This is a genomic window from Mesorhizobium sp. M0239 (genome assembly GCF_040321815.1).
Classification (GTDB): domain Bacteria; phylum Pseudomonadota; class Alphaproteobacteria; order Rhizobiales; family Rhizobiaceae; genus Mesorhizobium.
Window position 1 is genome coordinate 126,046 of record NZ_JAMYSG010000014.1, and the last position, 14,287, is coordinate 140,332.

10 protein-coding genes and 1 tRNA gene are annotated in these 14,287 nt (G+C 61.5%); 7 read left to right on the forward strand and 4 right to left on the reverse strand.

Annotated features, from left to right (window positions below; translation table 11 throughout):
* Positions 1-179: 179 nt before the first annotated feature.
* The 3 genes from NKI99_RS16805 to NKI99_RS16815 all read right to left on the reverse strand — a co-directional run bounded on the left by NKI99_RS16805 (position 180) and on the right by NKI99_RS16815 (position 2,993).
* On the reverse strand, positions 180-1,490 hold the full coding sequence (locus tag NKI99_RS16805; protein ID WP_352611463.1) for a tyrosine-type recombinase/integrase: 1,311 nt from the start codon (positions 1,488-1,490) through the stop codon (positions 180-182).
* 212 nt (positions 1,491-1,702) lie between these two features.
* Positions 1,703-1,778 (reverse strand) — tRNA-Phe (locus NKI99_RS16810).
* Positions 1,779-2,099: 321 nt separating this feature from the next.
* Positions 2,100-2,993, reverse strand: a complete 894-nt coding sequence (locus NKI99_RS16815) for a helix-turn-helix domain-containing protein (protein WP_352611464.1) — start codon at positions 2,991-2,993, stop codon at positions 2,100-2,102.
* An 85-nt stretch (positions 2,994-3,078) separates the two neighbouring features.
* On the opposite strand from NKI99_RS16815, the gene NKI99_RS16820 reads away from it, so the two are divergent.
* From NKI99_RS16820 to NKI99_RS16840, 5 genes are all read left to right on the forward strand, one after another.
* On the forward strand, positions 3,079-4,350 hold the full coding sequence (locus tag NKI99_RS16820) for an extracellular solute-binding protein (protein WP_352611465.1): 1,272 nt from the start codon (positions 3,079-3,081) through the stop codon (positions 4,348-4,350).
* Between the two features lie 152 nt (positions 4,351-4,502).
* Positions 4,503-5,363 carry a carbohydrate ABC transporter permease gene (locus NKI99_RS16825; protein WP_023809272.1) on the forward strand — a complete coding sequence of 287 codons (861 nt, stop codon included), beginning with the start codon at positions 4,503-4,505 and terminating at the stop codon, positions 5,361-5,363.
* Positions 5,360-6,196, forward strand: a complete 837-nt coding sequence (locus tag NKI99_RS16830; RefSeq protein WP_023809271.1) for a carbohydrate ABC transporter permease — start codon at positions 5,360-5,362, stop codon at positions 6,194-6,196. The genes NKI99_RS16825 and NKI99_RS16830 overlap by 4 nt, the downstream gene beginning before the upstream one ends.
* Before the next feature lie 8 nt (positions 6,197-6,204).
* Positions 6,205-7,299, forward strand: coding sequence for an ABC transporter ATP-binding protein (locus tag NKI99_RS16835; protein ID WP_352611466.1), 1,095 nt, complete (start codon positions 6,205-6,207; stop codon positions 7,297-7,299).
* A gap of 35 nt (positions 7,300-7,334) precedes the next feature.
* Positions 7,335-9,362 (forward strand): aldo/keto reductase, encoded by a 2,028-nt coding sequence (locus NKI99_RS16840; RefSeq protein WP_352611467.1) that lies wholly within the window; start codon positions 7,335-7,337, stop codon positions 9,360-9,362.
* A gap of 27 nt (positions 9,363-9,389) precedes the next feature.
* Here NKI99_RS16840 and NKI99_RS16845 read toward each other — a convergent pair whose 3' ends face one another.
* Complete coding sequence (locus tag NKI99_RS16845) at positions 9,390-10,298, reverse strand: AraC family transcriptional regulator (RefSeq protein ID WP_352441087.1); 909 nt, start codon at positions 10,296-10,298, stop codon at positions 9,390-9,392.
* Between the two features lie 212 nt (positions 10,299-10,510).
* On the opposite strand from NKI99_RS16845, the gene NKI99_RS16850 reads away from it, so the two are divergent.
* Together NKI99_RS16850 and NKI99_RS16855 are read left to right on the forward strand one after the other, a co-directional pair.
* Complete coding sequence (locus NKI99_RS16850; protein ID WP_352441086.1) at positions 10,511-11,977, forward strand: alpha-glucosidase/alpha-galactosidase; 1,467 nt, start codon at positions 10,511-10,513, stop codon at positions 11,975-11,977.
* A 132-nt stretch (positions 11,978-12,109) separates the two neighbouring features.
* Positions 12,110-14,188 (forward strand): ABC transporter substrate-binding protein, encoded by a 2,079-nt coding sequence (locus NKI99_RS16855; RefSeq protein ID WP_128302684.1) that lies wholly within the window; start codon positions 12,110-12,112, stop codon positions 14,186-14,188.
* Positions 14,189-14,287: the final 99 nt, after the last annotated feature.

Genomic DNA, 14,287 nt, shown 5'->3' on the forward strand with positions numbered 1-14,287 from the left:
CGCGCGGCCCCGGGCCGGGTAGATGGCCGGTTTCGGAACCGGCCATCGGCAGCTTGAATGACGGAAATGGGGTCGGCTGCAGAACGGCAGCTTCCCGCCGAACGCGGTCAACTTTCTCTCCGGAAAATCTGACAATGCGGGCCTACGATTTGGCGTCGAGTTGTGGCGTTTTTCGACGGTCAGTATGATTTCCGGCGGTTGGAGATTTGTATCGGCGTTTGATGAACGGCCGCTGTTGGTTTCAAAGTGGATGGTCGCGTTGGTGTGTGGACAGCAGGCTTGCGGCGTCCCTCGATTGAGATCACCCGCAGGTTTTTGCTCTTGAGTTCATCCAGATAATCGGCCCACCACTGCATCATCTCGACGCGCTCGTCCCAGTGCTCTGCCCGGGCGTAGGCGCGCCGAACGTCGTTGTTCTCAATGTGGGCCAGCTGCCGCTCTATCGCGTCCGGATGCCACTTGCCGCATTCGTTCAGCAGAGTTGATGCCGTTGCTCGAAAACCATGCGCGGTAGCTTCTTCCTTGCTGTAACCCATACGACGCAGTGCGGCGTTAAGGGTATTGTCGGAAATCGGACGCGAAGCCGATCGAACACTAGGAAACAGCAGCGATCCATCACCAGAGATTTCTCTCAGTGAAGTCAGGACGCTGATCGCTTGCTTTGATAGGGGTATGCGGTGCGGCCGTCGCATTTTCATGCGTGCTTCAGGGATCGTCCACACCGAGCTTTCAAAATCGAACTCTTCCCATTCAGCGGCGCGAAGCTCGCCTGGGCGGGGAAACAGCAGCGCTATCAGCTTCAGACCGGCTCGCGTTGTAGGCTGTCCGTCAAATGCATGGATCGCCCTCAGCAAACCGCCCAAGGCCTTCGGATCGGTAATCGCGGCGCGAGACGTTACCTTCGGACTGATGAGTGCGCCTCTGAGGGCGAAGGTCGGATCTGTCTCGGCGCGTGAGGTCGCGATCGCGTATCGAAACACGCTGCCGATGGTGGAGCGCAGTCGCCTGGCCGACTCATATCGACCGCGAACCTCCACGCGACGGAGGGCGGTAAGGATGCTGGCCGGCTCGATCTCCCGAATGCACTTGTCGCCGATTATCGGATAGGCAAAGTCGAGCAGCCATTTGACCTTGCTGATCGTCCGGTCGGCACGTCCCTCCTTCTTCAGCTTGTCAACATATTCGTCCGCGATTGAGCGAAAGGAGTCCTTTGCCGAATCGGCCTTCCGCAAGCTGCGTTCCTTTCCAGGGTCGACGCCAGCTAGCAGGAGCCTTTTAGCATCATCGCGCGCCTCCCGTGCCTCGGCGAGAGAGATAAGGGGATAGCTGCCCAGCGCGAGCAGTTTCTGCTTGCCGTCAAAGCGGTAGGCGAGCCGCCAGAGGCGAGAGCCCGTGGGCTGTACCCATAGCTGCAGCCCGCCCCCGTCAGACAATTTCGCGAGTTTGGAAGCAGGGCGGGCGTTTCGACATTTCACGTCGGAGAGGGGCATTCGTCAGGTCTCCCTTGGCTGTTTGGATACCATCAGGATGTCGAATACCAACGGAAATACCATCCCCCCGCCTCGTTGGACCAAATGCTCCTGAAGCGCTCCCTGTCCCGCTTAACTGCGCAATGCGACTGAAAAAGATCAACAATTTCAGGCGCTTGCAGAAGCTGCAGCGTAGAAGGTTCGGTGAAAGGGAGTGTCGGGAGAAGGGGGGATGGTGCCCAGAGGCGGATTCGAACCACCGACACGCGGATTTTCAGTCCGCTGCTCTACCAACTGAGCTATCTGGGCCTGTGCCGGCAAACGAAAACTCGTTGACCGGAATTCATCGAGGCGCCGTGGGCGCCCCTTGAAAGCGCGTGGGTTATAGCACGGGAATTCGGCCTGTCCAGCGCCTAGTGGGCGATTTCAGGCAGGAAAAGCGATGCCGTGCGGTGCCCCGGTTTCCATGCCGCTTGCAGGCCGGAATCGGGCACGGCATGGCACGATGCGGCCTTCGCCATCCCTGTCCGTGCCGCCATTGACGGCTGACATGCCGTGGCACTGCCTTTGGCCGGCGATCGAGGCGCACCAATGCATTTGCGGCTCAGACCCGCCACTGGTCGCCGCCTTCTATCTGACGCCGGTCACGCCGCGTCGAAAATCGGAGGGCGACATGCCGGCGAGCTTGCGGAACGACTTGTTGAAGGCGCTGAGCGAGCCGAAGCCCGAATCCATGGCGACGCGCAGCACATTGGCGTCCTGATGCATCAAAAGCGCCTGCGCATAGCTCAGCCGCAACAGGTTCACATACTCGTTGAGCGTCATGCCGGTGGATTTCTTGAACAGGCTCATGGCATATTTGGGATGGATGTCGGCGGCCGCCGCGATGTTCACGCAATCGATGTCGTAGAGGAAGTTTTCGGCGATGAAATCGCACATGCGTCCGACATTGCGCGACGATTGCTGGTCGAAGGGGCTGCCTGTTTCCTGGTCGGTCGGAGTTGCGAATACGAGTTGGTAAGGCTCGAACCGCACCCGCTCCAGCCGCAGCAGCAATTCGTTGACGGCATGTTCGGCCTTGGCCTGGTCGCCGGACCGGGCGTAGCGGTTCCAGCGCTCGAAATTATGGTTGTCGGACTGGTCGGTGGCTGATGTCACCAGTGTCGCGCCCGTCATCAGCCGGTGCCTTATATCGGTGGGCAGGTGCAGCCGGAAGAAATGCACCAGCGGCAGATGCGCCCCGGCATAGATGGCGTCGTCGGACAAATCGTCCATCTGGTGCGGCAGGCCACCCCAGAACAGGCACATCTCGCCGGCTGACAGCGAAATCTCGTAGTCGTTCATCCGGTAATGCACGCTGCCGCGCACGATGAAATTAACCTCGACCTGGGCGTGCCAATGCGGCTTGAGCATCACCAGCGGATTGGTGTGAAACATCTGCAGGAGCAGCGGCAGGCCTTCCACGCTGCTGGCCCCAGGCTGGTAGAACGGCCGTTCAGGCATCTTACTTTCCGCCAATTTCATATTCCCTTTGACGGCGACAGGCCTTGCCCACTGCATAGTCTAGCCACGCTCACAGTGAGAGAGCAAATGAAATGGGAGGATTTCAATGCGCATCACAATGACCTGCGCCGCGCTCGCGCTTGCCCTGGGCTCAGCCCCGGCCTTCGCGCAATCCGGCGAAATCACCGTCTGGAGCTGGAATGTCGCGGCTTCATCGCTGAAGGCGACCATTGCCGGCTTCAACAAGCAATTTCCCGACGTCAAGGTCACGGTCCAGGATCTCGGCAACCAGCCAACCTACGACAAGTCGATCGCCGGCTGCGCCGCCGGCGGCGTAGGCCTGCCCGACATCGTCACCGTCGAGAACGGTGAGGCCGAGAATTACTGGAGCCAGTTCCCCGACTGCTTCGTCGACCTGCATACGCTGGGCTACACAGCCGAAGACCAGAAAAAGTTCCCCGATTTCAAGCGCACCGAGCTGGAAGTGGGCGACAAGGCCTACGCAATGCCGTGGGATTCCGGCCCGGTGGCCGCCTTTTATCGCCGCGACTTCTACGAAAAGGCCGGCGTCGATCCGACTTCGATCAAGACCTGGGATGATTTCATCGCCGCCGGCAAGAAAATCCAGGCCGCCAACCCAGGCGTCTCGATGACCAATGCCGATTTCAACGGTGACTCGGAATTCTTCCGCATGATCTCCAACGAACAGGGCTGCGCCTATTTCTCCGAGGACGGACAATCGATCACGGTCAACCAGCCCAAATGCGTCGATGCCATGACCAAGGTCAAGGAGATGAAGGACGCCGGCATCATCTCGTCGGCCGACTGGGGCACCAAGATCACCAACAACACCGCCGGCACCGTCGCCACCCAGATCTATGGCGGCTGGTATGAGGGCACCATTCGCACCGAATCTGCCGGTGAAAACGGCAAATGGGGCGTCTATCTGATGCCGAGCCTCACCGCCGACGGGCCGCGCGCCGCCAATCTCGGCGGTTCCTCACTGGCTATCACCTCGGCGTCGAAGAACAAGGAGGCCGCCTACGCCTATCTGAAATACACGCTCGGAACCAATGAAGGCCAGATCACGATGCTGAAGGAGTTCGGCCTGGTGCCGTCCCTGATCTCGGCGCTTGACGATCCCTATGTCGCGCAAGGCCTGCCTTATTGGGGCGGCCAGGCGGTGTGGAAGGACATTCTCGGCACCTTGCCGAAGGTTGTTCCGAGCCGCGGCACGCAGTTCCAGAGCGACGCCGAAATCATCGTCCGCGCCGTGCAGACCAAGTATCTGGCCGGCGGCTACCCCGACGCCAAGACGGCACTCGACGATGCCGCAAGCCAGATCGCGGCGGCAACCGGACTGCCCGTCAAGTCATAACCTCCCAAGCCGGGTCCGGGACAGGCGTTTGCGCCGCCCGGACCTGGTCGCGGCCTGTGGGGTTCTCCCACGGGACCTGTATTTGCTGGCAAACCGGCTCCGCTGCTGCGAGGGCCATGGCCGAAGCGGCAACGAAATGAAGGAGGAGGAAGATGCGCAATCGCAACGCCACGGCCTATCGCTTCCTCACGCCCTATCTGCTGATCTTCGCGATCTTCTGGGTATGGCCGATCATCAGCTCCTTCATGATTTCCTTCCAGGCGACGCGTACCGTGCCGTGGCGGTTCGCGCCCGGCTTCAACTGGGGCCGGTTGATCGGCGATCCGGCCTTCTTCAACGCCCTGAAGAACACGCTGCTCATCCTTGTCATCCAGGTGCCGGTGATGATCTCGCTGGCGCTCGTCATGGCGGTGCTTTTGAACTCGCCGCTCTTGAAGGCGCGCGGCCTCTACCGCTTTGCCTTCTTCGCCCCGGTGGTGGTCGGCGAGGTTGCCTATTCGGCGGTGTTCCGGCTGATGTTCAACCTCGATTTCGGCATCATCAACAAGCTCCTGAACAGCATCGGCCTGCCCAAGATCGACTGGTTTTCCAACGTCACGCCGGCGATGGCGCTGATCATGATCGCGGTGACCTGGCGCTGGGCCGGTTACAACGCCATCATCCTGCTCGCCGGCATGCAGTCCATTCCCGAAGATGTCTACGAGGCGGCGACGCTCGACCGCGTCAGCAAGCTCAAGCAGTTCTTCTACATCACCCTGCCGCTGCTGAAGCCGGTCATCGTGTTCTGCCTCGTGCTGTCGATCATCGGCACCATGCAGCTGTTCACCGAACCGTTCCTGATCACCGAGCGCGGCGGGCCTGGCGGCGGCACGGAGACGCTTGGCCTGCTGCTTTACCGCCAGGGTTTTCGGTCGCTCAATTTCGGCTACGCGTCGGCCGTTGCCTACACCATGGCCGGCCTGGCGATCGCCATCACGCTGGCGCAGCTGTGGCTGACGAGGGAACCGAAATGAGTTCGCGCTCCGCAGCCAGACTGGGACGCAGCATCGCTCTGCATTTGTTCCTGACGCCGCTGGCGCTGATCTGGCTGTTTCCGTTGTGGATGATGGTCGTGTTCTCGACCATGCCGGACAACGGCATCTTCAGCCCCGGCATCGAGCTGTTGCCGCACGGCAATTTCATCGACAATTTCAACAATCTGCAGCGTGACACCAACTTCGTCGGCGCCATCGGCATCTCGGTATCGGTGGCGGTGACTTACACATTCCTGTCGGTGCTGCTGACGTCGATGGCCGGTTGGGCTCTGGCCCGCTACCAGTTTTTCGGCAAGGGCGCGGTTGTCGCCATCATCCTCGGCACCATAACGCTGCCCTATGCGGTCGTGCTGATCCCGCAATTCATCATGGTGGCGCGCGACTTCAAGCTCGCCAATACCTGGGTGGCGCTGATCGTCCCGCCGCTGTTCAATTCGCTCGGCGTGCTGTTCATGCGGCAGAGTTTTTCGATGATGCCGGACGATCTCTTCGATGCGGCGCGCGTCGAGGGCGTCAAGGAATGGCGCATCTTCCTCTTCGTCGCGCTGCCTTTGGCGCGGCCGATGCTGGCCGCACTCGCCATCATCCTGTTCCTCGCCTCCTGGAACAATTATCTGTGGCCGCTTTTGATCAACAGCCAGCCGGGTTCGATGACAGCACCCGTAGCGCTCGGCACGCTGATCGGCCTCACCAAGGTGTCATGGGGCGGCATCATGGCGGGTGCGGTGATGCTGACGGTGCCGATGCTCGTCGTCTTCGTGCTGCTGCAGCGCCATTTCATCGCCGGCATCGCCGCCGGCGCGGTCAAGTAAGGGGCAGCATGGCAACGGTCACGCTTAACAGTGTCGTCAAGCGCTTCGGCGTCTTCGAGGTCGTCCATGGCGCGAGCATCGACATCAAGGACGGCGAGTTCGTCGTCTTCGTCGGCCCCTCCGGCTGCGGAAAATCGACGCTGCTCAGGATGATCGCCGGGCTCGAGGACGTCAGCGGCGGCGAGATCGCCATCGGCGGCAAGGTGGTCAACGATGTCGAGCCGGCCGACCGCGGCATCGCCATGGTCTTCCAGTCCTACGCGCTCTATCCGCATATGAGCGTCGAACAGAACCTCTCTTTCGGCTTGCGCATGACCGGCAATCCAAAGGCCGACACCGAACGGCGGGTGACGCGGGCGGCCGAGATCCTGCGCATCAGCGAATTGATGGACAGGCGCCCGAAAAAACTCTCCGGCGGACAGCGCCAGCGCGTCGCCATCGGCCGCGCCATCGTGCGCGAACCGCAGGTGTTCCTGTTCGACGAGCCGCTCTCCAACCTCGACGCCGAATTGCGCGTCCAGATGCGCGTCGAGATCTCCCGGCTGCACAAGGAACTCGGCACGACAATGATCTATGTCACGCACGACCAGACCGAGGCGATGACGCTCGCCGACAGGATCGTCGTGATGCGCGCCGGCCATATCGAGCAGATCGGCCGGCCGCTCGATCTCTATGACAACCCCGACAATCAGTTCGTTGCGGGCTTTGTCGGGTCGCCGAAGATGAACTTCATCAAGGGCCGGGTTGTCGGGCACGATGCGGGTGGCGTCGTGGTCGATCTGGCGGGTCAGGAGAAGACCCGCATCACGCAACCGCTGACCGGCGCTGCACCCGAAATGGGCAGCCCAAAAATCGGCAGCAAGGTCATTGTCGGCGTGCGGCCCGAACATTTCGGCAATGCCGGAGAGGGCGACGCCGACCTTGTGGTTGCCATCGACGTGGTCGAGCACCTGGGCGGCACAAGTTTCCTCTACGCAAGAACGGCCAATGGTGACGACGTGGTGATCCAGCGCGACGCGACAAAGGTCCCCGACACATCAGAGATCACCGTTTCAATCCGCAAATCCTACCTGTTCGACGAAAAAGGACTGCGGCTGCGCTGACCGGCCGCCGTTTCCAGCCTTCAAGGAGAATGACAATGACCGCAACCACGCCCATTCGCTGGGGCATCCTCGGACCGGGCAGCATCGCCCAGTCCTTTGCCGGTGGCGTGGCCGATTCGCGCACCGGAAAGCTGGTCGCCATCGGTGCCCGCAATCCCGCCAAGCCTGGCCTCGCCGAGAGTTTCCCCCGCGCCCGCATCCTCGATGGCTACGATGCGCTGCTTGCTGATCCCGAAATCGATGCCGTCTACATTTCGATACCGCATCCCGGCCATGCGCAATGGGCGATCAAGGCGGCCGAGGCAGGAAAGCATGTGCTGTGCGAAAAGCCGCTGGCGCTGACCGCCTTCGAGGCCGACGCCATGATGCATGCCGCGCGCAAGGCCGGCACGTTTCTCGGCGAAGCCTTCATGTACCGGCTGCATCCGCAGACGCTGAAGCTGGTGGAACTGATCAGATCGGGCGTCATCGGCGAGATCAGAATGATCAAGTCGAGCTTTGGTTTTGCGATGCCGCGCTTCATGCCGGAGCACCGGCTCTACGCCAACGATCTCGCCGGCGGCGGCATTCTTGACGTCGGCGGCTATCCCGTCTCGATGGTGCGGTTGATTGCCGGCGCCGCGGCCGGAAAACCCTTCGCCGAGCCTGACAAGGTGGTCGGTACTGCCCATCTTGGCCAGTCCGGCGTCGACGAATGGGCCTCGGCGCTGCTGCAGTTCCCGGGTGGCATTGTCGCCGAAGCCTCCTGCAGCATCTCGCTCAACCAGGACAATGTTCTGCGCATCCTCGGCACCAAAGGCCGCATCGAAGTGCCGGACTTCTGGTTCGCCGGCGGCAACCGCGACGTTGGTCTCGGCCAGATCGACGTCATTGCATCCGATGGCACGCGCGAGACCATCAGCGTCAACGAGAAGCGCCATGTCTATTCCTTCGAGGTCGACGCAGCCGGTGAGGCCATCCGCGCCGGCGGCCAAGAATTCGCCTGGCCGGGCATGGCATGGGCGGAAAGCCTCGGCACGTTGCGCGTGCTGGACAAATGGCGGGCGGCCGCCGGCCTCGAATACGGGATCGAGAAGGCCCAGCAGCGTACCAACACCATCTCCGGCCGGCCTTTGCGATCGGGCGGCACGGCGATCGCCAAGCGCACGATCCCTGGCCTGTCGAAGCCGGCGTCGGTGCTGGCGCTCGGCTTTGAGGATTTCCGCACGTTTTCCTCAGGCTCGATCCTGCTCGATGCCTTTTTCGAGGCCGGCGGCAATCTCTTCGACACCGGTTACGTCTACGGTGGTGGTTATACCGAGAAGCTGCTTGGCGAGTGGTTGAAAAACCGTGGCGTGCGCGCGCAATCGGTGGTCATCGCCAAGGGCGCGCATTCACCGCTCTGCTATCCCGATGTGATCGGCAAGCAGCTCGACCAGTCGCTCGAACGCCTGCAGACCGACCATGTCGATGTCTACTTCATGCACCGCGACAATCCGGATGTGCCGGTCGGCGAATTCGTCGATGCGATGGATCGTGAGGTCAAGGCCGGCCGCATCCGCGGCCCGTTCGGCGGCTCGAACTGGACGATGGAACGCATGGATGAGGCGATCGCCTATGCCGAACGCACCGGCAAGCAAAAGCCCGGCGCGCTGTCCAACAATTTCTCGCTGGCTGAAATGCTGGAGCCGATCTGGGCAGGCTGCGTCACGTCCTCCACGGATGCATGGAAGGCCTGGCTGACATCCAGGCAGATGCCGAATTTCGCCTGGTCGAGCCAGGGGCGCGGCTTCTTCACCGATCGCGCAGGTCGGGACAAGCAAGACAATGAGGAACTGGTGCGGGTCTGGTACTCCGAGCGGAATTTCGGTCGCCGCGACCGGGCGATCGAACTTGCCGCGAGACTGGGCAAGAGCCCGATCCAAATTGCGCTGGCCTATGTGCTCGCTCAGCCCTTCCCATCCATCCCGCTGATCGGGCCACGCACGCTGGATGAGTTGGACGACAGCCTGCGCGCTCTCGACATCACGCTTTCGCAAGCCGATCTCGAATGGCTGGATGGCGGCAGTCTGCGCGCTGCCTAGCTGGCTGCCGGCTTAACGGTCGCGGCGTCAGGTCTCGTCATCAGGCGCCCTGACGCCACGCCTGGCCGGAGTCCGCAAATTGGCGTACATGCCTGTGGTGCGGAATTGGCTCGGCGTGATGCCGTAGCAGCGGCGGAAGACCTTTGAAAAGTAGTTCGCGTCCTCGAAGCCGCACAGGATAGCGACCTCCTTCACCGGCAGAAAATCCGCCTTGGTCAGCAGCTTCGCCGCGCGTTGCAGACGCTGCTGCAGCACGAACTCGGCAGGCGGCAAGCCTTCGCTTTCAGCAAAACAGCGTGAGAAATGGGCCCGGCTGAGGCCGCTGATCTGCACCAGATCCGCCACCGGCAGCGGCTTGTCGAGATTTGCGTTGATGTGATCGATGACCGGCTGCATAACGCTCTGTTTTTCGGCAAAGGCATGGGAGCCGAAGACATCGTCATAGAGCGCCATCGCAGCCTCGTAGGCTATCGCCGAAGCAGCGCCCGGCGAAGCGGCGCCTTTGATCAGGCGCAGGCTGCAATCGGCAAGATGATCGATCGTCGCCGGCTGCAGCCGAAATACAGGACCCGAGACGCTGAGGATCGACTTGTGAATGCGCAACGCCTCCTCGCCGTTCATCGAAATCCAGAAATACTCCCAGCGCTCGTCCTCAGCCAGCCAGTAGCGGTGGTTGTGCGGCACCAGCACCAGCAATGTGTCGTTCTTCTGCAGGCGGTAATTGCGGTTCTCGTAGCGCAGCCGGCCAGTCCCGCTGATCGTGTGCTGGAGCACGGTGAACGGCGTCTGGCCGCGCTTTCGCCCATCCCAGTCGTAGATCTCGTCCTCGCGCACTTCATAGCCCGTGCTCGTCGGCATGGCATGCAGGCGCTGGCGGCCGCGCGGCAGCGAGATCGTGCGCATGGACTGTCCGTTTTGTATCAAATCCTGCAGCACAAAATTACCCCCGAAAGCATAATCCTTCTCTGGTCGCGCTCGCGAATAAGCGCATAATCCCCGTCGAAAAGCGAGAGAGATCCGCAGTCGAGGAGCGGACGGGGAGGTTGGCGAGCCCGATTCCGGCTTGTCCTGCATACATGTCGGCATGTGGCTACAGCTTCCCATTGTCATTCCTTGCCTGCAATTCGAAGTGGAATGAGGTGCGGCTGATGAGTTTCAAAATCGCTATCATCGGCGCGGGCAGCGTCGGCTTCACCAAGAAATTGTTCACCGACATCCTGTGCGTGCCCGAATTCGAGGACATCGAATTCGCGCTGACCGATGTCAGCGAGCACAACCTTCAGATGATCAAGGCGATCCTCGACAAGATCGTCGAGGCAAACAGATTGCCGACCAGGGTGACGGCGACGACCGACCGCCGCCAGGCTCTCGAAGGCGCTCGCTACGTCATCAGCTGCGTGCGGGTCGGCGGTCTCGAAGCCTATGCCGACGATATCCGCATTCCCCTGAAATATGGCATCGACCAATGCGTCGGCGACACGATCTGTGCCGGCGGCATTCTCTATGGCCAGCGCAACATCCCGGTGATCCTGGATTTCTGCAAGGACATGCGCGAGGTCGCCGAGACGAACGTCAAGTTCCTGAACTACGCCAACCCGATGGCGATGAACACCTGGGCGGCGATCGAATACGGCAAGGTCGACACTGTTGGGCTCTGCCACGGCGTCCAGCACGGCGCCGAGCAGATCGCCGAGGTGCTTGGCGCCAAGTCCACGCAGGAGCTCGACTATGTCTGTTCCGGCATCAACCACCAGACCTGGTTCATCGGCCTGCGCCTGAACGGCCGCTCCATCGGCAAGGACGAACTGGTGGCTGCCTTCGAGGCGCATCCCGTCTATTCCAGGCAGGAGAAACTGCGCATCGATGTCCTGAAGCGCTTCGGCGTCTATTCGACCGAAAGCAACGGCCATCTTTCCGAATATCTGCCCTGGTACCGCAAACGTCCCGACGAGATCACGCGCTGGATCGATATGTCCGACTGGATCCATGGCGAGACTGGCGGCTATCTCCGTTACTCCACCGAAACCCGCAACTGGTTCGAGACGGAATATCCGCAGTTCCTCGAAGCGGCGTCCAAGCCGATCGACCGGGAGAAGCGCTCCAACGAGCATGCCAGCCACATATTGGAGGCGCTGGAGACCAACCGGGTCTATCGCGGCCACTTCAACGTCAAGAACAATGGCGTGATTACCAACCTGCCGCAGGACGCCATCATCGAGTCGCCGGGCTTCGTCGACCGTTTTGGCATCAACATGGCCGCCGGCATCACGTTGCCGGAAGCCTGCGCCGCCACCTGCATCGCTTCGATCAACGTCCAGCGCATGTCGGTGCATGCCGCGATATCAGGCGACATCGATCTTCTGAAGCTCGCCGTGCTGCATGACCCATTGGTCGGCGCGGTTTCGACGCCGGAGGAGGTCTGGCAGATGGTCGACGAAATGGTCGTCGCCCAGGCGGCTTGGCTGCCGCAATATGCCCATGCGGTTCCGGCCGCAAGGGAGCGGCTGTCGACATCTCAGGTGAAGACCCGCGAGTGGGCGGGCGCCGCACGGCGCAGCGTTCGCTCGATCGAGGAATTGCGCGCCGAAAAAGCCGCGCTGAAGCAAGCCGGCTGAGACGGGCCGGCTGAAAATTCATGCGGTGATGGTGGATCCATGGGAGGCGGATCCACTGCCACGAAGCCGTTTGAATTCGAGAAGAGGCGGAGCGGGTGCAAACGCTCCGGACAAACAAGAGGGAGAGAGACCGTGAGGAATTTACGCAATATCGGCCTTGCTGCCGGACTGACGCTGAGCGTCTCGGCACTCAGTGCTTACGCTTCCGAGCCGACGGTTCCGCCGGCGCCGACACCGTTTCCCGCCGAAGGCAAGATCAACTATGTCGCGCGAGACTCGATCCTGGAGTTCAAGCCGCTCCCCGAATATCACGAGCCCGACTGGGTCACCGAGAAATACGTCAAGACCGGCAAGCTGCCGCCGGTGAAAGACAGGCTGCCGAAAGATCCGCTGGTCTTCAAGACAGGCAACATGCAGGACGGCATCGGCGTCTATGGCGATACGATGCGCCACGTCATCGGCGGGCGGCCGGAAGGCTGGAACTACGGCGCCGGTCAGACGCAAGGCTGGGGCGGCATCGACATCGGCCTCTCCGAATGCCTGACGCGCACCGCCCCGCTGTTCCAGGTCGAGGCCAAGGACACCGAGCCGCTGCCGAACCTGGCCAGGAGCTGGGATTGGTCGAGCGATGGCCACAGGCTGACCATGCACCTCATCGAAGGAGCGAAGTGGTCGGACGGCGTGCCCTTCAATGCCGACGACGTCATGTTCTACTGGGACGACGAGGTGGTCGATCCTAACGTCTCGCCGCTGAACGGTGCGACGCCGGAAACCTTCGGCGTCGGCACGACGCTGAAGAAGATCGACGACTACACCGTCGAATGGACCTTCAAGGATGCCTTCCCGAAGCAGTACCTGTACGCCATGGCCTACGGCACCTTCTGTCCGGGCCCCGCGCACATCCTGAAGCCGCAGCATCCGAAATACTCGAAGAATACCTATGATCAGTTCAAAAATGCCTTCCCGCCGGAATTCATGAACATGCCGGTGATGGGTGGCTGGGTGCCGGTCGAATACCGGCCGGACGACATCATCGTCATGCGCCGCAATCCCTATTACTGGAAGGTCGACGAAAAGGGCAATCAACTGCCCTATCTCAACGAACTGCACTACAAGCTGTCGACCTGGGCCGACCGCGATGTCCAGGCGGTGGCCGGCGCGGCCGATTTTTCCAATTTGGAGCAGCCGGAAAACTTCGTCGCCTCGCTGAAGCGTGCGGCAGAGGCGAACGCGCCGGCCCGTCTTGCTTTCGGCCCGCGGCTCATCGGCTACAATCTGCGCTTTAATTTTTCCGCCAATGGCTGGGGCAATCCGGACGAACGCGGCCAGGCGATCCGCGAGTTGAACCGCAACGAGGATTTCCGCAAGGCCGTCACCATGGCGCTCGACCGCAAGGCGCTCGGCGACTCGCTGGTCAAGGGACCGTTCACCGCCATCTATCCCGGCGGCCTGTCGTCAGGAACCAGCTTCTACGACCGCGCTTCGACGGTCTACTACCCCTTCGACCTCGAGGGCGCCAAGGCCGAACTCGCCAAGGCCGGCCTCACGGATACGGACGGCGACGGCTTCGTGAATTTCCCTTCCGGCACCGCCGGCGGCAAGAATGTCGAGATCGTGATGCTGGTCAACAACGACTACACGACCGACAAGAGCCTTGCCGAAGGCGTCGTCGCCCAGATGGAAAAGCTCGGGCTTCGGGTCGTGCTCAACGGCCTCAACGGGACCCAACGCGACGCTTCGCAATATTCCGGCCGCTTCGATTGGCTGGTCCGTCGCAACGAACAGGAACTGACGTCGGTGGTGCAGAACACCGTGCAGCTTGCCCCGGTCGGTCCGCGCACCAGCTGGGACCATCGTGCGCCGGAGAACGGCGAGGTCGATGTGATGCCGTTCGAAAAGGACCTCGTCGACATCGTCAACAAGTTCGTCTCCACCCAGGACAATGACCAGCGCGCCAGCCTGATGAAACAATTCCAGAAGATCTCGACGGAGCACGTCTACAATGTCGGCCTGACGGAGTATCCCGGCGCGCTGATCGTCAACAAGCGTTTCTCGAACATCCCACAGGGCACGCCGATCTTCATGTTCAACTGGGCCGAGGATTCGATCATCCGCGAACGGGTCTTTGTCGCGGCCGACAAGCAGGCGAAATACGAATTGTTCCCGCAAGAACTGCCCGGCAAACCCGGAGAGAAGGGGCCGATGAATTAGGTTTACCTCCCTGACTGAGAGACCTCCGGCCGCGCCGCGGGGGGGGCCGGACAAACCAACCTCCGGACGCAACCAAGGGCGCGATCGGCGAGACGAGGA

What these genes read in the sequence shown, in the direction of transcription:
- NKI99_RS16820 (WP_352611465.1), top strand. Translation starts at nt 3,079, where the DNA reads ATGCGCATCACAATGACCTGCGCCGCGCTCGCGCTTGCCCTGGGCTCA.
- NKI99_RS16805 (WP_352611463.1), bottom strand. Translation starts at nt 1,490, where the DNA reads ATGCCCCTCTCCGACGTGAAATGTCGAAACGCCCGCCCTGCTTCCAAA.
- NKI99_RS16840 (WP_352611467.1), top strand. Translation starts at nt 7,335, where the DNA reads ATGACCGCAACCACGCCCATTCGCTGGGGCATCCTCGGACCGGGCAGC.
- NKI99_RS16825 (WP_023809272.1), top strand. Translation starts at nt 4,503, where the DNA reads ATGCGCAATCGCAACGCCACGGCCTATCGCTTCCTCACGCCCTATCTG.
- NKI99_RS16835 (WP_352611466.1), top strand. Translation starts at nt 6,205, where the DNA reads ATGGCAACGGTCACGCTTAACAGTGTCGTCAAGCGCTTCGGCGTCTTC.
- NKI99_RS16850 (WP_352441086.1), top strand. Translation starts at nt 10,511, where the DNA reads ATGAGTTTCAAAATCGCTATCATCGGCGCGGGCAGCGTCGGCTTCACC.
- NKI99_RS16830 (WP_023809271.1), top strand. Translation starts at nt 5,360, where the DNA reads ATGAGTTCGCGCTCCGCAGCCAGACTGGGACGCAGCATCGCTCTGCAT.
- NKI99_RS16815 (WP_352611464.1), bottom strand. Translation starts at nt 2,993, where the DNA reads ATGAAATTGGCGGAAAGTAAGATGCCTGAACGGCCGTTCTACCAGCCT.